The organism is Hymenobacter psychrotolerans DSM 18569 (assembly GCF_900142395.1).
Lineage (GTDB): Bacteria > Bacteroidota > Bacteroidia > Cytophagales > Hymenobacteraceae > Hymenobacter > Hymenobacter psychrotolerans.
Window position 1 is genome coordinate 23,073 of record NZ_FRAS01000009.1, and the last position, 20,372, is coordinate 43,444.

15 protein-coding genes are annotated in these 20,372 nt (G+C 60.6%); 11 read left to right on the forward strand and 4 right to left on the reverse strand.

Annotated elements, in window-relative coordinates; genetic code table 11:
- Positions 1-391 precede the first annotated feature (391 nt).
- The 3 genes from BUE15_RS09760 to BUE15_RS21925 all read left to right on the forward strand — a co-directional run bounded on the left by BUE15_RS09760 (position 392) and on the right by BUE15_RS21925 (position 5,764).
- Positions 392-4,816, forward strand: a complete 4,425-nt coding sequence (locus BUE15_RS09760; protein ID WP_073283882.1) for a DUF4394 domain-containing protein — start codon at positions 392-394, stop codon at positions 4,814-4,816.
- A 251-nt stretch (positions 4,817-5,067) separates the two neighbouring features.
- Positions 5,068-5,295: a PID-CTERM protein-sorting domain-containing protein gene (locus tag BUE15_RS09765; protein ID WP_073283885.1), complete on the forward strand. Its 228-nt coding sequence runs from the start codon at positions 5,068-5,070 to the stop codon at positions 5,293-5,295.
- Positions 5,296-5,596: 301 nt separating this feature from the next.
- Positions 5,597-5,764, forward strand: coding sequence for a hypothetical protein (locus BUE15_RS21925; protein ID WP_170865228.1), 168 nt, complete (start codon positions 5,597-5,599; stop codon positions 5,762-5,764).
- An 88-nt stretch (positions 5,765-5,852) separates the two neighbouring features.
- Here the strand turns inward: BUE15_RS21925 and BUE15_RS09770 are convergent, their stop codons facing one another.
- Positions 5,853-7,256: an RtcB family protein gene (locus tag BUE15_RS09770; RefSeq protein ID WP_073283888.1), complete on the reverse strand. Its 1,404-nt coding sequence runs from the start codon at positions 7,254-7,256 to the stop codon at positions 5,853-5,855.
- 1,097 nt (positions 7,257-8,353) lie between these two features.
- Positions 8,354-9,883, reverse strand: a complete 1,530-nt coding sequence (locus tag BUE15_RS09775) for a TROVE domain-containing protein (protein ID WP_073283890.1) — start codon at positions 9,881-9,883, stop codon at positions 8,354-8,356.
- A gap of 752 nt (positions 9,884-10,635) precedes the next feature.
- On the opposite strand from BUE15_RS09775, the gene BUE15_RS09780 reads away from it, so the two are divergent.
- The 3 genes from BUE15_RS09780 (at position 10,636) to BUE15_RS09790 (ending at position 15,164) form a co-directional block, all read left to right on the forward strand.
- The gene (locus BUE15_RS09780) at positions 10,636-11,538 is read left to right on the forward strand and encodes a histone deacetylase family protein (RefSeq protein ID WP_073283892.1); all 903 of its coding nucleotides are present in this window, start codon (positions 10,636-10,638) and stop codon (positions 11,536-11,538) included.
- A gap of 248 nt (positions 11,539-11,786) precedes the next feature.
- Entirely contained in the window at positions 11,787-12,791 is a 1,005-nt protein-coding gene (locus BUE15_RS09785; protein WP_073283895.1) for a J domain-containing protein, read from the forward strand.
- A gap of 84 nt (positions 12,792-12,875) precedes the next feature.
- Complete coding sequence (locus tag BUE15_RS09790; RefSeq protein ID WP_139252203.1) at positions 12,876-15,164, forward strand: T9SS type B sorting domain-containing protein; 2,289 nt, start codon at positions 12,876-12,878, stop codon at positions 15,162-15,164.
- 12 nt (positions 15,165-15,176) lie between these two features.
- On the opposite strand, the gene BUE15_RS09795 is transcribed toward BUE15_RS09790, so the two are convergent.
- Complete coding sequence (locus tag BUE15_RS09795) at positions 15,177-16,088, reverse strand: alpha/beta hydrolase (protein WP_170865229.1); 912 nt, start codon at positions 16,086-16,088, stop codon at positions 15,177-15,179.
- Positions 16,089-16,403: 315 nt separating this feature from the next.
- Between BUE15_RS09795 and BUE15_RS09800 the strand changes: the two genes are divergently transcribed.
- The 5 genes from BUE15_RS09800 (at position 16,404) to BUE15_RS09815 (ending at position 19,432) form a co-directional block, all read left to right on the forward strand.
- Positions 16,404-16,805, forward strand: coding sequence for a DUF3592 domain-containing protein (locus BUE15_RS09800; RefSeq protein WP_073283903.1), 402 nt, complete (start codon positions 16,404-16,406; stop codon positions 16,803-16,805).
- Between the two features lie 33 nt (positions 16,806-16,838).
- On the forward strand, positions 16,839-16,988 hold the full coding sequence (locus BUE15_RS21930) for a hypothetical protein (protein WP_170865230.1): 150 nt from the start codon (positions 16,839-16,841) through the stop codon (positions 16,986-16,988).
- Between the two features lie 44 nt (positions 16,989-17,032).
- Complete coding sequence (locus BUE15_RS09810; RefSeq protein WP_073283908.1) at positions 17,033-18,160, forward strand: AAA family ATPase; 1,128 nt, start codon at positions 17,033-17,035, stop codon at positions 18,158-18,160.
- Positions 18,132-18,869, forward strand: a complete 738-nt coding sequence (locus BUE15_RS21530) for a hypothetical protein (protein WP_139252204.1) — start codon at positions 18,132-18,134, stop codon at positions 18,867-18,869. The genes BUE15_RS09810 and BUE15_RS21530 overlap by 29 nt, the downstream gene beginning before the upstream one ends.
- A gap of 251 nt (positions 18,870-19,120) precedes the next feature.
- On the forward strand, positions 19,121-19,432 hold the full coding sequence (locus BUE15_RS09815; RefSeq protein WP_084548953.1) for a pyridoxamine 5'-phosphate oxidase family protein: 312 nt from the start codon (positions 19,121-19,123) through the stop codon (positions 19,430-19,432).
- A 107-nt stretch (positions 19,433-19,539) separates the two neighbouring features.
- On the opposite strand, the gene BUE15_RS09820 is transcribed toward BUE15_RS09815, so the two are convergent.
- A complete protein-coding gene (locus tag BUE15_RS09820; RefSeq protein ID WP_073283910.1) occupies positions 19,540-20,325 on the reverse strand; it encodes a class I SAM-dependent methyltransferase in 786 nt (261 codons plus the stop codon).
- Positions 20,326-20,372 lie beyond the last annotated feature (47 nt).

Sequence of the window (20,372 nt, forward strand, 5' to 3'; positions counted from 1 at the left end):
ATAAAGCAGGTCGTCTACCCTGCTTCTAGTTTGCCTCAGGCTACCCCCGGCGCGGCCCTCCTCTGGCGTAGCAACCTGGGCAAATTGTACAAAACACCTTAGCGGGCTCTTGGGTGCTATTCCCGCAGCCCACCTGCTCTATATAGCAAGGGTCTTGCATAGCGGCTCCGGTCCCAAAATTCACGAAATCTGCCCTCAACGCAGCGAAACGGAGCAGGTTACCCGGTTGTCAGAATTATACACAAATATAATTTTTAATATATTTTTAATGCATTTGCCCAATCCGTGGAACAGGAACAATGCGTAGGGATATAAAATGAGTGCCTGTCGCGAAACGACATAATACAATTTCCGACTCCTTCTACCTATTTTCTCCATTTCATTCCACGCAATGAAAAAACCCGTACGTTCCCCGTTCCCGCCTTTCAACCGCCGCCTGCTGGGCTTGGCGGTAGGCAGCACGCTGCTGCTCGGCGTAGCTACTACCCAGGCCAATGCACAGGTGGTATTCGGGCTTTCCGGCTCCGACCTGACTTCGGTGAACCTGGCCAGTCCTTTCAACTCGCAGACCCGGGTAGCCATTACCGGTGTTACGGCCGGGCAGACGCTGGTAGGCCTGGATTTCCGGCCGGCTACCGGCGAGCTGTTTGCCATGGGCTACGATGCCAGCACTGCCGGCGCCAATACCCGCCTTTATGTCATCAATCAGACTACGGCCGTAGCCACTCCCGTGGGGGCGGCCGCTATTCGGCTGGAGCTGGGTGGCAGCTCGGAGCGCATTGCCTTCGACTTCAACCCCACCGTGGACCGCATTCGGGTGACCGGCACCAATGAGCGCAACTACCGCCTCAACCCCAACAACGGCGCGCTGGCAGCCACCGATACCGACCTGGCTTTTGTGGCTACTGATGCCAACGCCGGGCAAAATCCTGCCGTGGGTGCGGCCGGCTACACCAACTCGTTTATCGGGACGGCTACCACTACGCTCTACTACATCGACGAGCAGCGCAGCCTGCTGCTACGCTCCGACAACCCCAACGGCGGCTCCCTGGCGACCGTTGCGACCCTCAATCCGCAGGCGGGCGGCAATGCCACGCCCATCAACGCGCCCGGCGCCAGCACCGACCTGGATATATTCCAGACCGGTGTTAACGACCAGCAGGCGTATCTAAATGTAAACCAAATAGATGGAGGCGGCAACTTTGTTTCCTTACTCTACCGCCTCAACCTTGCCAACGGCACCACCACACTTGCCGGGGTCATCAACGGTACGGGCGTGGGCATCACCGATATTGCGGTGCGCATCAACCGTACGGCTCCGGCACCCAGCGGGCAGCTGCTTTATGGCGTAACGACCGGCAATAGCCTGATCAGCTTCTACTCAGGTACGCCGGGCTTCATCAACACCTCGGTGGCCATTTCGGGCATTGCGGCCGGGCAAACGCTGGTTGGCACCGACTTCCGGCCCAACACCGGGCAGCTCATCGGCCTGGGCTATGATGCCACCACGGCCGGTGCCAACTCCCAGCTGTACGTCATCGAGCCCGCCACGGGGGTAGCCACGGCCATAGCTGCCGCCATCCGGCTGGAGCTGGGCGGCCCCACCGACAACATTGGCTTCGATTTCAACCCCACGGTGGACCGCATCCGGGTGGTAAGCACCAACCGGGCCGACTACCGCCTCAACCCCAACAACGGGGCCCTGGCGGCCACCGACGGGCTGCTCACGTATGCCGCCACCGACCCGAATGCTGCGGCCACGCCCCGCATCGGGGCGGTGGGCTACACCAACAGCTACCCCGGCAGCACCAGCACTACCCTGTATGACATTGATGAGGCGCTGAGCATTCTGGCCATCCAGAATCCGCCTAATTCGGGCACGCTCAACACGGTAGGCAACAATACGGGCCTCACGCTGAGCAGCAGCAATGCCTTGGTTGACCTGGATATTTACTTTGACCGCAGCACCTCCGTAAACCGGGCTTTCCTAACCGCCAACCCCGGCGGCCAGGCCACCAGCAACCTGTATTCGATGGACCTGGGCTCGGGCAATCCGACGCTGACTGGTGCTATTGGGCTGGGCGTTCCGGTGCGCGACGTGTCGGCGCTGCTGAGCGGCGCCGATGCGTCGGCTGCCCTGAGCGGCCGCCTGCTCTACGGCGTGGCCGGCGGCAATCTGGTATCGTTCGACTCAGGCAACCCCTCGGTTATCCGCACGGCAGTCAACATCACCGGACTGCCGGCCGACGGCTCGCAGGTGCTGGCCGGTGCTGATTTCCGCCCGGCCACGGGCGAGCTGTACGCCCTGGGCTATAACGCCGCAACCCAGCAAGGCCAGCTCTACACAGTGAACCTGACCACCGGCGCGCTGACTGCCACGGGCAGCCTGACCGCCATGGCCCTGGGCGCCACGACAGCCAATATCGGCTTCGACTTCAACCCCACGGTGGACCTTATCCGCGTGACGTCGGGCACGAACCAGGCCAACCTGCGCGTGAGCCCCGTGACGGGCGCCGTGACCATTGACACAAACCTGAGCAACCCCAGCGGTGCGCCCGTGCTGACCGGCGCGGCCTACACCAACAACGACAACAACGCCAACACCGGCACCATGCTCTACGGCATCGACCAGACCCGTAGCGTGCTGTTGCGCTCCACCAATGCCAATGCCGGCACCTACGTAGACCAGGGCAGCCTGAGCGTGACCCTGAACACGGCGTTGGGCTCCGACTTCGACATCTACAGTGACCTGACCAACGTGGCTACACCCGGCAACGCCGCCTTCCTGTCGGCTGCAGCTGCGGGCACCACCACTGACAACCTCTATACCGTAGACCTGACGGCGGGCAGCGCCAGCCTGGTAGGCCGCATCGGCTCGGGCTCGAACCTGACCGGTCTGGCGGCCTTCCTCACGCCCGGTCCGGTTATTCCGGCGGGCCTGACCTGGACCGGCGCCGTAAGCACCGACTGGGGCACGGCCGGCAACTGGAGCCCTGCCCAGGTACCTACGGCCACCGACAACGTGACCATTCCGGACGTAGCCAACGACCCGGTGGTGAGCAACGGCCAGCAGGCCAACAACGTGACGCTGGCTTCGGGCGCTACCCTGACCACGGCCAACGGTGGCACGCTCACCGTGAGCGGCAACTTCACCAACAACGGCGGCACCACGCTGGGTAGCGGCACCGGCACGCTGGCCTTCACCGGCGCGGCAGCTCAAACCATTGGCGGCACCGGCACTACCTTCATCAACAACCTGACGGCTGGCCCGGCCGGCCTGACGGCGACCAGCCCGGTGCAGGTGCAGCGCGTGCTGCTGCTCAACGGCAACCTCGCTTCCAATGGCAACCTGACGCTGCTTTCCAACGCCGCCGGCACCGCCCACGTGGTAAACAACGGCGGCGTAGTAACCGGCAACACGGCTGTACAGCGCTACATTGATGGTGGCCTCAACGGGGGCAGCGGCTACCGCCACTACTCGGCGCCGGTAGCTGGCTCCACCGTAGCTGACCTGGCTACCAGCGGCTATTCGCCGGTCGTCAACCCGGCCTACAACACGGCCCCGGTGCCCGGCACCGTTACGCCGTTCCCCACCGTATTCGGCTACGACCAAGCCCGCGTAAACACCAGCGGCAACCCCGCTCCGCAGGACTTCGACAAAGGCTTCTTCTCGCCCGGCTCTACCACCGACGCCCTGACGGTTGGCTGCGGCTACACCGTAAACATTCCGGCTTCGCAGACCGTGAATTTTGTGGGTGAGCTCAACAACGGGCCCATCACGGCCAGCGGCCTGTCGCGCGGCACCCAGACCGAATCGGGCTGGCAACTGCTCGGCAACCCCTACCCTTCGCCCATTAACTGGGATTTGGTGGGCCGTACCAACGTAGACGCCGCCGTGTACGTGTACCGCTCCACCGGCCCGTATGCCGGAACGTATTCCAGCTACGTGGCGAATGGCGCCGGCACCAACGGCGGCACTGCCGTAATCGGCTCGGGGCAGGGCTTCTTTACCCGGGTAAGCACGCCGGGCAGTGGCAACGGCCAGGTGGCTTTCGCTAACGCCGCCCGCCTGACTTCGTATGCCAGCCCCGTATTCCAGCGCGGCACGGCCCTCAACGCGCCCCTCGTGCGCCTCGACCTGCGGGCGGGTGCCGGTGCGGCCGACGAAACCGTGGTGTACTTCGACCAGAACGCTACGGCCGGCTTCGATCCAGCAATGGATGCCTACAAGCTGCAGGCCGGCAGCACGCCGGTGCTGGCTTCTGAGCTGAATGCCGCCACGCATCTTTCCATCAACGCGCTGCCAGTCCTTTCTGCCGCCGACCGCACCATTGCACTGCACGTAGCGGCCACGCAGGCGGGCAGCCACACGCTGCGGGCCGTGGAGCTGCAGAATCTGCCGGCCGGCACGTTTGCCTACCTGCGCGACGCGCAAACCAACACCATAGTAGACTTGGCCACTCAGCCGGAGTATACCTTCCAGCTCGCGGCCGGCACCGCCACCGGGCGCTTCTCGCTCCTGCTGACGCAGCAACGGATTCTGGGCAATGCTTCGGCGGCCCTGAGCCAGCAGGTATCGGTGTTCCCCAACCCTGCGCGCGGTGCGGTTTCCATCAGCCTGCCAGCGGCACTTACCCGCCAGGCTACGGAAGTGCAGCTGCTGAACTCGCTGGGCCAGACGGTGCTGCGGACTACGCTGCCCGCCGGCAGCGCCGCAGTCCGGAATGTGTCTCTGACTGGTGTTTCGCAGGGTGTGTATACTTTGCGCCTGCAAACGAGCGAAGGCAGCATCAGCAAGCGTCTCGTACTTGAATAACGGCCACGCCTGTCGGCCCGGGTGCCTTACGGGCATCCGGGAACCGGCGGCGGGTAACCTTTCTCCTGTTTTCAGCTTATTTCAGAGCGTGTTTGGGAATTATAAAAGAACGTCATGCTGAGCTTGCCGAAGCATCTCTACCGCTTCGTATGAGGCTTTTCAACCAAGCGGTAGAGATGCTTCGACAAGCTCAGCATGACAGAAACGGCGTTTTCGCAAATTTCCAAACACGCTCTCAGCACTTTGTGTCTATGAATTCCATTGCTTCCGCCCTCCGACTAACCGTTGCCGCTACCGGCGTTTTTTTGCTGGCCGGCGGGTTCACGCTGGCTGTTGCGCAGGGCCCCGGCTCCGGCGGCCCCCAGCCCGATCCGCAACAACCCACCGCTGTGCCCATTGATGGCGGCGCTTCGCTGCTGCTGGCTGCCGGCGTAGGCTTCGGCCTGAAAAAGCTTCGCGACCAGCGCAAGCGCCGCTAGCTACCGTTCTGCCACCGTGTTGCCCTCTGCCCGCCTCCGCCAGTTCGGAGGCGGGCGTTGTGCGTAAAATATCCCCTTGATTTTCAGCCAATATCCACCCATCCAGCCCTCAAGCGGGACGAGCACTGCATCCAATAGCCAATAATCTTGCGTAAGTACAGCACGAGCCCGGCAGTGCGCTGCCGCAACACAGGCACGGCCGGGCTCGTGCCAGCACCGCTCCGCTTTCACGCTTACACCTGCGGCTCACACCTGCTTCAGGTTCCATTGAGTTTTTCTCTTACCACGAACCCACATTCGTATGGAACCTCATGCCCACACTTCCTCACTATCGGCTACTGCGGTAGCCATTCTGCTGCTGGCCGGCGGCCTGCTCACTGCTTCTTCAGGCATAGCCGGCAATTCCCGCACGGCCCCGGCCAAAGGCAAAAAATGGCTTCTTCGCCAAGCAGCCACTCCCGTATTTTAAGCGAGCTGCGCCACCGGCGCCGCTAGAGTCTTCCGCAAAAAAGGCCCGAACTCACGTTCGGGCCTTTTTTGTTTTTCGGCAGGAAAGATCAGGCGCCGCCTTCCATGCGCACGATGCGGGGCGTGAAGGAGCCGAGCACATCCACCAGCCCGGTCTGGCTGGCCATTACGGCCCGGATGTCCTTGTACGCCTGCGGCGCTTCATCTACGCCACCGCCAATCAACTCGATGCCGTGCTGCTGCAGGTAGCGGCGCACGTCGGCTTCGCCCAGCTCCTGCTTGGCGCGGGTCCGGGACATGGCGCGGCCCGCCCCGTGCGAAGCCGACGACAACGAAGCTGCTTCGCCCCGGCCCCGCACAATAAAGCCGGGGGCCGTCATCGAGCCGGGAATAACGCCCAGCACGCCCTGGCCGGCCGGCGTAGCGCCCTTGCGGTGCACAATAGCCTCGCGGCCGTCGGCCAGGGTTTCTTTCCAGGCGAAGTTGTGGTGGTTTTCCACTTTCGCCAGCGGCCGCTCCCCGAGGGCTTTGGCCAGCCGCAGATGAATCTGGTGGTGGCAGGCTGAGGCATAGTCACCGGCCAGGTTCATGGCGGCCCAATACTCCTGCCCCGCTTCACTTTCCAGTGAAAGCCAGGCCAGGTGCTGCGCTTCGGCGGGCAACTGGCACACGTCTTTGGCGAGCCTGGTGTAGTGGTTGGCCACGCTGGCACCCAGCCCCCGCGAGCCGGAGTGCGAAAGCAGGCCCAGATACTGGCCTACCGGCACGCCCAGCTCGTTGGTTGGGTCGGTGATGTCGACGACGCCCCACTCCACGAAGTGGTTGCCGCCGCCGGAAGTGCCAATCTGCTCGGCAGCCGTGGCCTGCTTGTTGCGCAGAAACCCGATGTCGCGGAATTCGTCGCGTTCCAGCACGGCGTGGTCTAGCTTCTGGCCGCGCACAAAGCCTTGCTTGTTGCCGAAGCGGGTGTGCTCGAGCAGCAGCTTGCGCAGCTCCTGCACCCGCTGCTCCAGATGCTTGGGCGGCAGCGCAAACACCGACAGCGCCATCCGGCAGCCGATGTCCACGCCCACGGCGTAGGGAATCACGGCATTGTCGGTGGCCAGCACGCCCCCGATGGGCAGGCCGTAGCCCTGGTGCGCATCGGGCATGAGGGCGCCGGCCATCGTGACGGGCAGTTTCATGGCCGTTTCCATCTGATGGATGGCGCCTTGCTCGATGTATTCGGGGCCAAACACGGCGTAGTCCTTGCGGGCGGCCAGGGCAATGTGCCGGCTGGGCGCGGGCAGCAGCGCGGCGGCAGTGTGGCTCCAGTCGAGGTGCGTGAGGAAGCTGGCGGGGTTGCTCAGCAGTTCTTTGAGCAGCGTGAGCTGGTCGGTTTGTGAGAGTTTTTTAAGGTGCCTGCGCTGCAGCTGAGCCAGCGCCAAGCCAATGGCACGACCCTCCGGAAATCCAAGTTGGCGAAGGTCGTTGCCCCGTAGTTGTGAGGCCATAAAAATGGTATTCTTACTTGTCAGTTAGTGAATTGCGACGGTGACAGGGGCTCGGTCTTGCATGGAAAAGGAAAGATGTAAGTGCCGGAGCTAAGCCGCGGCAGTTGGGTTGATAAAATGGATACATTTCTCTGCACTCCGGAGCAACAGGCGGCCCGCGCAGGCTGGCCCCAAGGGCCAACGACGGGACAGGCCGAAGGAACGCGGGCCTACGGCATCCGGCGAAGAGACTGAACGCAGCGCGTGCTTACGCCACTTTCTGCGCTCCAAAAAGAACCTGGCCGGGCAACAAGCCGCGAAGCCTACAGGTGCTCTACCCACTGAGCTACTGCCCTGCGGCAGGTAGGACTCGAACCCACGACCCCATCGACCTGAACGAAGTATGGCTTCGCTACGGCACCGGCCAGGTGCCTAGTGTGTACGGGGCAACAAGCGCCCGGCCTCCATATCCTGCTCTACCTGGCTGAGCTACAGCCGCCGCCCGCAGGCAGCCACCGGCAGGATTCGAACCTGCGACCCGGGCATTAAAAGTGCGACGTATGGCCTGGCTACGGCACCCGTACAAGGGCACTACGCAAGAAAACTGCCGGGGCAACTGGTGGAAAGCGGCGGCCGAAGCCTTTCTGCTCTACCAACTGAGCTACAACCAGGCCCGCAGGCCCGACTGAATCGATTCGAACGATTGACCCGAAGGAATGCTTTCCGACGGCACCCGGCAGGGTGAAATTATCCGGCTGAAACCACCGGTTCGGGGCAACAAGCGGCCGACGTATGTTTTCCTGCCCATACCGCAGCACAGGCGCGGGACTCGAACCCGTAGCGCGGCCACAGCCACGCCTGAAAACCAACCACGAAGTAACGCCCGCCTACGACACCCGAACGGTGGCTCAGCCGGTTTGGAACGGTGGGCCGGAGCTATACTGCCCCGGCGCCGCGCCGTTCCGGCCGGCGGCTGCCGTTAAGTGGTCAGCCGCCTTCCCAAATCTGTTTACGCTGTTGAAACCATGCTTATTGTGTCTGGCAACTGGATTATCCGGCCGTAGCCCGGAAGTGGCGGCAGCTTTTCTGGCGTTCAAGCCACTTCCGGGGCGGCGTACTTACAAGTCAATGGTGTCTATTTCGGTGAGGGCGGAGCCGCCGTTTTCCAGGGCCGCCAGCACGTCAAACACCTTATCGGACCAGCCGGCAATCAGGGCTACGCCGTGTTCGGCGCGCACTTCCACGGGCGTGGTGCCGTGGCCGGCCAAATCGAAGAGGTAGAGGCGGGCCTGGGGCGCTACCGTTCGGCGGTACTCGGCCCACTCCTTCGCCACTGAGGTGCCGTTGAAGTTCGAGTTCCACAGCTGGCAGTCCGTGAACAGCAGCACCTTGTCTACTACTTCGCCGCGGCGGCGCAAGTCCTCCAGCACGAGGTAGCCGTTGGTGCTGTAGCCTACCTCGCCTTCGCGGCGGTAGAACTCGTCCACGTTGCGCAGCACCGGGCCGCGGGGCAGGCTCAGGCGCTTCCATGTGTTGCCGAACATGCCGGCCGTCACGTGCTGGCAGCGGCTTTGCAGCAACATACCCAGCACCAGGCCCACATCGTAGAGCAGCACTTTGCTGCGCGATGACACCGGCTGCTGCATCGAGCCCGACACGTCGCAGGCAATAACCACGCGGGTTTCGGGGCCGAAGCCGCGCAGGTTGGCCGCGCTGTGCGCTATGGCATCTTCCAGAGCCGCCAGCACCGCCGACACGTGCCCGCCTTCCAGCGCCCTCACCTCGCGGTAGGCCGCCAGGAAGCGGAACGGCAGCTGCTTGCTGCGCGCCACCGCAAACCGGTCGGCCAGGGCGGCGCACACTTCCACCATCGTCTCTGCCGACACGTCGGCCTCTAAGATATTGCGCAGGTTGCGCAGCAAGGCCATGTAGCCCAGCTTGCCGCTGCTAATCAGCTCGGTCCATTTCTGGCGGAAGGCAGCGGCCCGCGCGGCTGGGGTGGCGTAGGGCACCTGCCCCAGCGCCGACAGCTCAGTTTCCCAGGTGTAGGGCGTGGGCAAAGTGCCGGCCACCAGTTGGTTGAACAGGGCCTGCTGCTCCGGACTTTTGGCCGCGGGGTGCACCAGAAACAGCGCGTCGCGCAGGCGCACGGCCCCGGCCCGGTCGTATTTGGCCAGCTGGTAGCCATCGAACCGGTTGAAGCTGAGAGCCAGGCCTTTTTGCAGCTGCTTGGAGAGGCGGTTGAGCGTTTTGATTCCCGCCCGCTGGTTGGCCTGCGCGTAAAAGGCCAGCAGCTCCGTTATTTCGTCGGGGCGCTGCACAATACGAGCTACCAGGCGGCTCACCATGTTGTCGCCGCGGTGCAGGCGGGCCAGCTCCACGGCCAGCACCAGCGGCACGGAGCGCAAATACATCCGCTCCCGGGCATACACGGCCAGCCGGGCCACAAACTGCGGGTCGCACTGCGCCACCAGCTCGCGCAGGCGCACCAGCCGCGTTTCCGCCGACTCGTAGTATTGCTCACACAGGGCCGCAGTGGCCACTGCTGCGTATAGTTCCAGGGCAGGCGTGAGGGCGAAGGCAGCCGCTCCTTCGTGGTTGGTAGTAGTAGCGGGCTGGGCTTTGCGGAAGGGTAGATTGAAACGCATAGGCGGGAAATTTAATGGTTGAAATGACGCTGCTTTACTTTACACTTCAGCTTATCTTATAATTAACAGCAGCTTTTAAATTAATTAAAACAGCAAAGTAAAGGCATCAGCATTCCGCATAGACTAAATAGAAAATTCAGTCAAGCAACGGGCGTAAAAAAGGCCCGACTTCTGGAAGGAAGCCAGGCCTTTTCACGAATACAACACGAGGAATTTACCTGCGTGAATCTTCCGACAAAAAGTCCCGGCCATACCAATCCCACTCGCGGCGGATGCGCCGTTTATTCTGGAGGGGAAGCATAAAGCAATCTGCGGGCAGATGCATGGCCGAAGGATGTAAAAGGCTGTTAAACAAACAACCCGAACCTTCTGGGTTCGGGTTGCGGAAGTATCAGAGGGAATCTGCTGCTACTTTAGCTGTACCGAACCGGACCCGAAGCCCCCAGCTTCGAATCGACTTGCATAAAGGTAATAGTGGTGTAGCGCAGCATGGGTTATTGTGTTTGGTGTGACAAATATGACAGAAGTTTTTTACGCCACCAAATTATTTTAAAAAATCAATGAAATATTTTTTTTCAACACTACTATCAATTCAATAGAAAGCTGATCCGATAAAAATAAAATAAACCTACCCCCTGAAATTCACATCCGCCCTAATAGCGTACCAACGAAACCACTTACTGCGCGCTTGGCTCGCCAGGAATTTCCGGTAGCACCATCCGGCGGCTCTTCCACGCGTATGTGCACAACCTATGCCCTGCCTTGCCACTTCCGAACGCTACAGCATTAGCCTGCCCAGCGGCCACCGCTTCCCGATTGCCAAGTATGAGCTGATCCGGGAGCAGCTGCTGTGGCAGGGCATTGCCCCGGCCCACGACTTCTACGACCCGGGCCTGGCCGCCGAGGAAGACATCCTGCGCGTACACTCCCCCGACTACTGGCACCGGGTACGTGACCTGCAGCTCTCAGCCGCCGAAGTGCGCCGCCTGGGCCTGCCGCAAAGCCCGGAGCTGGTGCGCCGCTCCCTGAGCAGCGTGGCCGGCACGGTGCAGTCGGCGCTCCGGGCGCTGCGGGATGGTATTGGTCTGAGCCTGGCCGGCGGCACGCACCATGCGTTCCGGGACCGGGGCGAAGGGTTTTGCGTGCTCAATGATATAGCCGTGGCTGCCGCCTACCTGCTCCACCACGGCCAAGCCCGGCAGGTGCTGGTGGTAGACCTGGATGTGCACCAGGGCGACGGCACGGCCCGCATTTTCCGGGACGAGCCGCGCGTTTTTACCTTCTCCATGCACGCCGGCGCCAACTACCCGCTGCGCAAAGAGCAGTCGGACCTGGATATTGCGCTGGACCTGGGCACCGACGACACCACTTATCTGCGGATTCTGATGGAAGCTCTGCCCCGGCTTTTGTCCGAAGTGCAACCTGATTTTATCTTCTACCAGGCCGGCGTAGATGTGCTGGTCACCGACAAATTGGGCAAGCTGGCCCTCACTCAAGCCGGCTGCCGCCAGCGCGACGAGTACGTACTGAGCCTGTGCCGCGCAGCTGGCCTGCCGGTGGCCGTGAGCATGGGCGGCGGCTACTCCGAGCAGCTCCGCGACATTGTAGACGCCCACTGCAACACGTTTCGGGTGGCGTATGAGCTGTTTGGGTGATTTAGGTGAACCGTGATGGGGTGAGAGGTGAGAGGTAAAAAGTGCGTCATTCCGAGCATGTGGCGCATTAAGCCAGGGGGCGAAGCCGTAGCCAGGGAATCTCGTGTGCTGAGGTTTTGGTGGTGATTGCCACACCAGAATATCCCCTGGCTACGGCTACGCTCGGAATAACAACAGGCAGCCCATTCACCTCATCTCCCCATCACCTCATCACGGTTCACCTTAAATCCCCAATTACCTTTGCGCCCATGAACCTGCACAACCCCGCTACCGACCTGCCCACCGCCAACTCCCTGCCCATTCCGGCCCCGGCCGAAGCGCCGGGTACGCCCGCGCAGCAGGCGTTTCGGGCGGCCGTGGAGCAGGTGGAAGGCCTGCGGCAGCGCCTGCGCGAAACCCAGGCCGAGCAGGCTGATGCCCGGCGGCGCTACTGGCAGCAGGTGGGCCCGGCCGCCGAAACCGTGGTGCAGGCCCGCCGCGCCCTGTTCGCGCCGCTGGAAGAGGCCCTGCTCCTGCGCTACTTCAGCCGCCTCGAAGAACAGCAGATTACGGCACTGCTCGTGGGGAATGCGCGGGCGCTGCAGGACCGATTCGGGGAAGATGCGGCCGACATGCTGCGCAAATACGCGCCGCGCCGCCGCGTCGATGAGGACGACGAACCCACCACCCCGGATTCGCCGCCCGTGGCGGACAGCCTGCCGCCGCACGAGCGGGCCGCCGCCCACGCCCAAAGCCGCCGCAAGTCCAAAGCCGAAAAGGCCCAGGCCGCCGCCGAGCAGCACGCCCGCGAACAGCAGCAGGCCCTGCTCTCGAACACCAAAACGCTCTACCGCCAGCTGGCCCGCACCCACCACCCCGACCTGGAGCGCGACCCGGCCGCTCAGCAGCACAAAACGGCCCTGATGCAGCGCATCACCGAAGCCTACGAAGCCAACGACCTCTACACCCTGCTCCAGCTCCTCTCCGAAGCCGCCCCCTCCGACCAGGCCGACGACACCGTGCTGACCCGCTACACCCAGGCCCTGCACCAGCAGCAAACGGAGCTCAAGCAGCAGCTCAACGAGCTGAAATTCGGGGCCAACGGCTTCTTCGGCAGCACCGGCAAAAAGCGCGAGCAGGAAATCCGCCAGCTCAAGCGTCAGCTCCGCGCCGAGGCCGACTACCTCCACCACATCCACCGCCTTGTGCAGGAGCCCGAAGGCCTGCGCGAGGTGCTGCGCCAGCTTTCCGCCGCCGGCCACGAAACGGTGTAGCGCCGCCGCTGAAACCTGCGTTATCTGCCGTAATTTTGGCGGCGGCTTTTCCGCTTCGTCCTTATCCTCCTCACTATCACGCTGGTGTTACGGTCTTATCTGCCCGGGTTGCGGGCCTGGCTATTCCTTGGCTTCCTCCTCTCCACGCTAGCCGCCCAGGCGCAGATTCCGGCCAAGCTCTGGGACCTTACCCTCGGCGGCACCGCCTATGAAGACCTGGCCGTCGTGCGCCAGACCACCGACGGCGGCTACATCGTCGGCGGCCTCTCCACTTCCCCCGGCAGCGGCAACAAAACCCAGCCCAGCCGCGGTTTCGCCGACTATTGGGTGGTGAAGCTGGATGCAGCCGGCACCAAGCAGTGGGACTATACCTTCGGCGGCAGCAACACCGACCAGCTGCTGGCACTGGAGCAAACTGCTGATGGCGGCTACATCCTCGGCGGCTGGTCGTTGTCCGTAGCTTCCGGCGACAAAACCCAGCCCAACCAGGGCCCCACCCAGACCAGTGACTACTGGCTGATCAAGCTCTCGGCCAACGGCACCAAACAGTGGGATTACACCTTCGGCGGCACTGGCCTCGACTACTTCAGTGCCCTGCAGCAGACCGCCGACGGCGGCTACATCCTGGGGGGCTCTTCCACCTCCGGCATCAGCGGCGACAAAACCCAGCCCAACCGCGGCCTGCCGGGCGCCTACCCCACCGCCGACTATTGGCTCGTGAAGCTCGATGCCAACGGCCTCAAGCAATGGGACCAAGTGCTGGGCGGCCAGGAAAACGAGGAGCTGACCTGCCTGCAGCAAACCACCGACGGCGGCTTCATCGTGGGGGGCTTCTCCGAATCGGGCGCGACCGGCGACAAATCGGAGCCCAACCGCGGCCCCCTCACGCCGTTTCGCTCCGCCGACTTCTGGGTGGTGAAGCTCGATGCCGGCGGCCGTAAGCTCTGGGACCGGACCCTCGGCGGCACCGACGACGACAAGCTCCGTAGCCTGCAGCAGACGTCGGATGGCGGCTACATCGTGGGCGGCCTGTCCTTTTCCGATGTCTCCGGTGAGAAGTCGGAGCCCAGCCGGGGCCAGCACGACTACTGGGTGGTGAAGCTCAGCGCCGCCGGCGCGCCGCAGTGGAACCGGACGCTGGGCGGCATCAGCGCCGACGACCTGCGCAGCCTGCGCCAGACCACCGATGGCGGCTATGCCCTCGGCGGCATTTCCTACTCCGGCCTCTCCGGCGACCGGACCCAGCCCAACCGCAGCCCCAACGGCGACTACTGGCTGGTGCAGCTCGATGCCACCGGCACCAAACGCTGGGACCTGGCCTACGGCGGCAACAACGCCGACGCCCTCAACAGCCTGCGCCAGACCTCGGATGGCGGCTTCATCCTCGGCGGCACTTCCTACTCTGATGTTTCCGGCGACAAAACCCATCCCGTAGTCGGCCCCAATGGCAGCAGCGACTTCTGGCTCGTGCGGCTCAGCGGCCCCCCCACCGTGCGCATCCTCGGCGACTCGCTGCTGTGCAATGGCGGGCAGGTGCTGCTCACGGCCGCCGCCACGCCCGCCGCTACCGGCTACGCCTGGAGTACCGGCGCCACTACTCCCACCATCACAGCCACCCAGCCCGGCACCTACACCGTCACGGCCAGCTTCGGCGGCGGCTTCACCAGCACGGCCCGCTACACCGTGCGGGATTTCGCGCCCACGGTGGCCATTCTCGGCGATTCGCTGCTGTGCCCCGGCCGCCCCCTCAGCCTGAGCGCCGCCGCGCCCAGCGCCACCCGCTACCTCTGGAGCACCGGCGCTACCACGCCCACCATCAGCCCCCAACAGCCCGGCACCTACTCCCTCACCGCCTTTTTCGCCAGCGGCTGCAGCCGCCTGGCCACCCTGCGCGTACGCGCCGCCGAAGCCGTTCCCGCCTTCACCCTCGGCCCCGACACCACGATGTGCGAAGGCGCCACCCTCCGCCTGCTGGCCCCCGCCGCCACCGTTCCCGGCCTTAGCTACCGCTGGTCTGATGGCTCTACCGGCACCGCCCTGCTGGTGCGCGAAGCCGGCACCTACTCGCTTACTGTTTCCGGCAGCTGCGGCACCCAGACCGCCACGCGCCGCGTCAGCACCGAAGCCTGCCTCACCATCCCCAACATCATCACCCCCAACGGCGACACCCAAAACGAGCGGTTCGCCATTACCGGCCTGCAGGGCAGCGGCTGGGCCCTGACCATCTATTCCCGCTGGGGCCGCAGCGTCTACTCCACCAGCTCCTACCACAACGACTGGGGCCAGAACGCCGCGCCCGGCACCTACTACTACCTGCTGCGCCACGCCCCAACCGGCCGCACCTACAAAGGCTGGCTCGAAGTCAGCCGGTAAACGGCCCGCCGCCTACACCAGAAACGCCGCCACCTCCCCAATCACGCCCGCGTCGCGCAGAATGCGGTTGTGCCCCAGCCCGCTCGTCGGCCGGAACTCCAGCCCCGGCCAGCTCGCCGCAATGTCCTCGGCTTCCCCGAACGGAATGCTCGCGTCGTCGTGGTCGTGGAAGAGCAGCGCCCGGCCCACCGGCAGCGTGCGGCCCGTATGAATCAAACTGAAGCTTTCCGCGTCGCGGCCGTGCTGCTCCTGCACGTAGCGGTTCATGCGCGCCACCACCGCCGCCGGCAGGTGCAGCAGCTCCGCGAAGCGCTGCGCCACCGCCGTCGTGCTGGCCGGCACCGCCAGCAGCACCAGCCGCGGCAGCGTTCCATCGGCCTCCCGATTGAACCGCACCGGAATACCCGCCGTGGCTGCGCCCCCAAACGAGTGCGCCACCACCCCGTGCACCGGCCCCACCGCATCGGCCACCGCCTGCACCGCCGCCCCGAACCCCGGCAGCGTGGTCCGCTCGCCCGGCGAAGCCCCGTGCGCCGGCCCGTCCAGCGCCACCACCCGGAACCCCGCCGCCGCCAGCCCCCGCGCCATATAGCCCCAGAAACTGGCCCGGTGCTCCCAGCCGTGCACCAGCAGCACCGTGTGGGCGCCCTCCGGATTCCACTCATACGCCGCCACCCGACTGCGCGGCGTCGCCACCCAGAACTGCCGGGCCCCGGCCAGCGCCTCGGCTTCCCACTGCTTCGGTGCCAGCCGGCGCGGGGTCGTAAACAGCCGCCACGCCGCCCCAAACGCCAGCTCCGTCGAGAGGGCCGCGAGCAGCCGGAATTTCAGCCGCAGCAGCCCGATGCCCGGCGGCAAAGCAGCCACCGGCGCAGCCGAAGCAGGAGAAGAACCAGGAACCGCAGAATTACCAAGTGTTGCCATATAGCCGCAAATATCGGTACCCAGCCCCATGTGTCCCCGGTCCGACGCCGCAGGCGTCCGACCGGTCGTCGCACACGCCTCCCGCCCAAACCCCAAACCAGCAATACCCCTCACCCAGCCCCCGCCAGACCACCCGGCCAACGCCACCGCCGCAACGCCCGGCCTGGTCATCAGGCCGCTACTCCACTAGCGCCGGCCGCTCCCGTAAGGGAAGCTGCTGATGGAATCCATACCTTCATACTTCCTTCCCGCTCTTACAGACCCCGGTGAAGCCGGAGAACTTTGCCAGGGGAGTGCAGCATTAGGCGAATAGATATGTTCAACCTCGATTCTACTGACACGGAGTTCCTCAAAACAATGGCATTGGGCGTGGGATTCCTGTTTTTCGCCCTGGCCAAGCTCCAACAAAGAGCCAGACTTCAGAAACATGGCGTTACTGCTGAAGGCGTGGTAATTCGGGTAGAGCGTGAAGGAGACGTCTATCATCCTGTTATCCGCTTCCTCACACCAGAACAGAAATGGATAACTGCCCGCTACGATACAGGCACCAATCCATCCAGCTTCACCGAGGGCGAAGCTGTTCAACTTCGGTTCGATCCTGGCGACCCAACATGCTTTATTATCGTTTCCGATAGCTCAGCCCTGCTAACCTGGGTGTTTGCAGGAATCGGCGCTGGCATCACCATCTATGGAGTTGGGCAGTATCTGAATGCCTAGCCCATGTCCCAGGCAACCACATGGCGGCTTTCCTTGAGCCTCCGATACGGCTGCCCCACGGCAGGGAATACCCCTAACAACCTCCGCAACTCCGGCGCCGGCCAGCTCCTGCAGATGCTGGATAAGCTGGAAAGCATTGCCGGCGGCCTGAGTGGAATTCGGGAGGTGCTTAAACGAGAGTAGAATTTCACTAAATTTAGTTTTTAAACTACTAACCCTCAGGCAGCATGTATCTAAAAAATATTTGGCTAGAAAATACTGGCCCTATCTCAAAACTAGAAATAGAATTACCTTTTGATGAACGTGGCAATCCAAAACCTATCGTTATAGTAGGCGGCAATGGTTCAGGAAAAACGGTTTTACTTTCATACATAGCAGATGCATTAGTAGAACTAGCAAAAACGGCATTTCAAGATATTGTTCCAGGACAAGGTGTTAACTCACCTTACCTAAGAGTGGTAGGCGGCACTAACACAAAGCTAGGATCTCAATACTCACTTTCAATATTGCAATTTAAAGACATTAATGAAATTAACTCTGAGTACAATATCATATACAGAGAACAAGTTGGTAGCGCACCACCTGATTGGAATGAAAAATGCCAGCTGATATTAAATAAAACACTACCTTGGTCTGATGGCTCTAAAGAATTAGAGGGACAGATCGAAGAGAAAACAGAAAAAATATTTACAAATAATAGCATTTGTTTCTTTCCTTACAACAGATCCGAGAGGCCTCACTGGTATAACCCAGATGTAGTCGAAGACATCAATGATTTTGACACAGGAAAGAATTTTAGAAAAAAATTAAAGCACAAACCTATTATAATCACAGAAACCGCATCTAAGAATCAAAGTTGGCTATTACACTTATTTCTTGATTCAAGAGCTGATTTTGATTTACAATACGTAAATCAACAAATAAATTTTATACTCAGAGGTCAGCAAGGCGAACTGATACAAAGAAGAGGAGCCATATCTAATATAGAAAGCCTTTTAAAACAAATTCTCAATAAATCTAATATCAGACTCGCTCTATTACCCAGAGCAAATGGCCTTTCACGAATATGTGTAGTAGAAAATAATGAAGTTATAATACCAAGTTTAGATCACTTATCTACTGGCCAAGCTTTATTATTTAATATGTTCATGACTATAATTAGGTACGCTGACAGAGCTGACAATACCAAGAGCACAGCATTAAGCAATATAAAAGGCATTGTATTGATAGATGAAATTGACTCCCATATACATGCAGATCTTCAGTATAATGTTCTCCCAAATTTAATTAAAATATTTCCTAAAGTTCAATTTATAGTAACATCACATGCCCCCCCTGTTTGTATTAGGAATTGAGAGTAAATTCAATACGAATGGGTATATGTTACTAGATATGCCTGAAGGCAATCCTATAACTGCCGAAAGATTTAGTGAATTTAGAAGCTCATTTGATTATTACCAAAACACAAAAACTTATGAAGATATTGAGCGCAAAAAAATACGATTGGCTTTAGATAAAGAAACGAAACCACTCATACTAACAGAGGGTGATACAGATGTTGATTACTTACAAACCGCTCTTAAATTATTTAAGAGAGACGACCTCCTATCTAGCATTGACATTGAGTGGATTGGTGGCACACGCAATGGTCAACAATTCTTCACAGGTGATAAAAGCCTCAACAATGCGGGAGAATTTTTACGAGCTAATCCTGAGTTTTTAAAAAATCGAAGAGTACTCTTGCTATATGACTCAGACACAAATAAACCTAATTCAAACGAAGAAAATCTTTGGATAAGAACATTACTAAAAAACGATCATAACAAGATAGCAAAAAAGGGAATAGAAAACTTGTTACCCGAATCATTATTTGACTCATCAGACAGAAGATTTTATTCTAAAATAGAAAAAACAGGAGATTACGGTCAAGTAACTATAGCTAGTGACTTTAACAAAAGGGCTTTTTGTAACTACATCTGCAAAGAGCGTTATGATATAGAAGATTTTAAAGGGTTTTCAGATGCAATCCATATTATCAATGATTTTTTCAACAATACAAAATAAAATATTAAAAAAACAAAAATAATTTGCTAATAATCAATGAAATAAAGAACAACAAAGGCTGCAATATGCAGTTTACTGCTTAAATATTCACAACTATCTTAAATAATACCACATGTACACATAACCTCCGCTATATTATTAATATATTGTATAATATAGCGGAGGTTATGCATCTCAGTCCATCATTGAAGAGCAACTTTATATCAATACTCAGCAACCCTACTTGCTTACCCAGCTAACTTCTCTTCCCAATGGGCAAGCAATACCCCGCCATCAGCGCCGAAATACAGACCTTCATCGAGCAGCAGCACGTGTTTTTCGTGGGCACGGCCGCTGCGGATGGGCGCGTCAACATCTCGCCCAAGGGCCAGGATACCCTGCGCGTGCTCGATGCCAACCGCGTGGCCTGGCTGAACCTGACCGGTAGCGGCAACGAAACCGCCGCTCACCTGCTGGAGGTAAACCGCATTACCCTGATGTGGTGCGCCTTCGAGGGCAAGCCCAACATTCTGCGCCTCTACGGCACCGCTACCGTCCGTGCAGCCCATATAGCGCGAGTTTAACGTAGCGTAACTCGTGACGAACTCTAACATGGAGGCATAGCCACCCCCACCAAAAAAGGCCCCGACGCAACCGCGCCGGGGCCTTTTTCATTACCGCTAAAACCGCGCTACCGCACTACCCAGCGCCCTTCCCCATCCAGCTGCTCCTGCACCACCAGCAAATACGGCGCATCCTCGGGGCCCAGCTTGCTATAGTCCGGCAGATGCACCTCCGCCTTGTTCTTCACCGCCAGCCCCTGCCCGTTTTCCGGCAGCGCCGCCGCCGAAGCCGCCGTGTAGTAGCGCAGCGTCAGGCCCCGGCCGCTGCGGTTGCCCAGCATCGGAGCCACCACGCCCGCCTCGCGCCGGTCGTACACCAGTACCGGCTTGCCCGGCACCGTCGCCCCCCGATACTCCGGCAGCCGCCGCGCCGCCGTCTTCACAATCCGCCGCACCGCCTCGTATTGCAGCACCAGCTCCGGCTGGGCCAGCTGCTGCGCCTTCACAAACGGGTCCAGGCGCGTTTCCAGCAGCGTCGTGGCCGCTGCCAGCAGTTCCGGCAGCGTCTCGGTGGCCGCCTTCGTGCCCGTCTCAATCTGCCGCAGGTTGTCGGCGGTTTTGTCGGCCGAGCCGTGCAGAATGTGCACCCCGGCGTGGCCGGCGTAGCGCTGCTGCAGCAACTGGCAGAAGCTGCGGTTCACCTCTATCAGTACCAGCGTAGTGCCGGGCCGCCGGCGCTGCATCAGGACCTCCGTAAAGACGCCCGTGCCCGGCCCGTACTCTACAATGCAGGAAGCCCGCGCAAAATCGATGGGCGCCATTACGGCGCTGGTCAGCTCTTCGGAGCTGGGCACCAGCGAGCCCACCACGGCCGGATTACGCAGAAACTCCCCCAGAAAAGACGACGACGACATAGCAGCGCTGCCAGATAAAGTGAGACGTAGAAAGGTCGCCAACGCGC

Bases quoted from the DNA above. Each gene is read 5' to 3' on its own strand.
- BUE15_RS09760 (WP_073283882.1), top strand. From the start codon at position 392: ATGAAAAAACCCGTACGTTCCCCGTTCCCGCCTTTCAACCGCCGCCTG.
- BUE15_RS09765 (WP_073283885.1), top strand. From the start codon at position 5,068: ATGAATTCCATTGCTTCCGCCCTCCGACTAACCGTTGCCGCTACCGGC.
- BUE15_RS21925 (WP_170865228.1), top strand. From the start codon at position 5,597: ATGGAACCTCATGCCCACACTTCCTCACTATCGGCTACTGCGGTAGCC.
- BUE15_RS09770 (WP_073283888.1), bottom strand. From the start codon at position 7,256: ATGGCCTCACAACTACGGGGCAACGACCTTCGCCAACTTGGATTTCCG.
- BUE15_RS09775 (WP_073283890.1), bottom strand. From the start codon at position 9,883: ATGCGTTTCAATCTACCCTTCCGCAAAGCCCAGCCCGCTACTACTACC.
- BUE15_RS09780 (WP_073283892.1), top strand. From the start codon at position 10,636: ATGCCCTGCCTTGCCACTTCCGAACGCTACAGCATTAGCCTGCCCAGC.
- BUE15_RS09785 (WP_073283895.1), top strand. From the start codon at position 11,787: ATGAACCTGCACAACCCCGCTACCGACCTGCCCACCGCCAACTCCCTG.
- BUE15_RS09795 (WP_170865229.1), bottom strand. From the start codon at position 16,088: ATGGCAACACTTGGTAATTCTGCGGTTCCTGGTTCTTCTCCTGCTTCG.
- BUE15_RS09800 (WP_073283903.1), top strand. From the start codon at position 16,404: ATGTTCAACCTCGATTCTACTGACACGGAGTTCCTCAAAACAATGGCA.
- BUE15_RS09810 (WP_073283908.1), top strand. From the start codon at position 17,033: ATGTATCTAAAAAATATTTGGCTAGAAAATACTGGCCCTATCTCAAAA.
- BUE15_RS21530 (WP_139252204.1), top strand. From the start codon at position 18,132: ATGCCCCCCCTGTTTGTATTAGGAATTGAGAGTAAATTCAATACGAAT.
- BUE15_RS09815 (WP_084548953.1), top strand. From the start codon at position 19,121: ATGGGCAAGCAATACCCCGCCATCAGCGCCGAAATACAGACCTTCATC.
- BUE15_RS09820 (WP_073283910.1), bottom strand. From the start codon at position 20,325: ATGTCGTCGTCGTCTTTTCTGGGGGAGTTTCTGCGTAATCCGGCCGTG.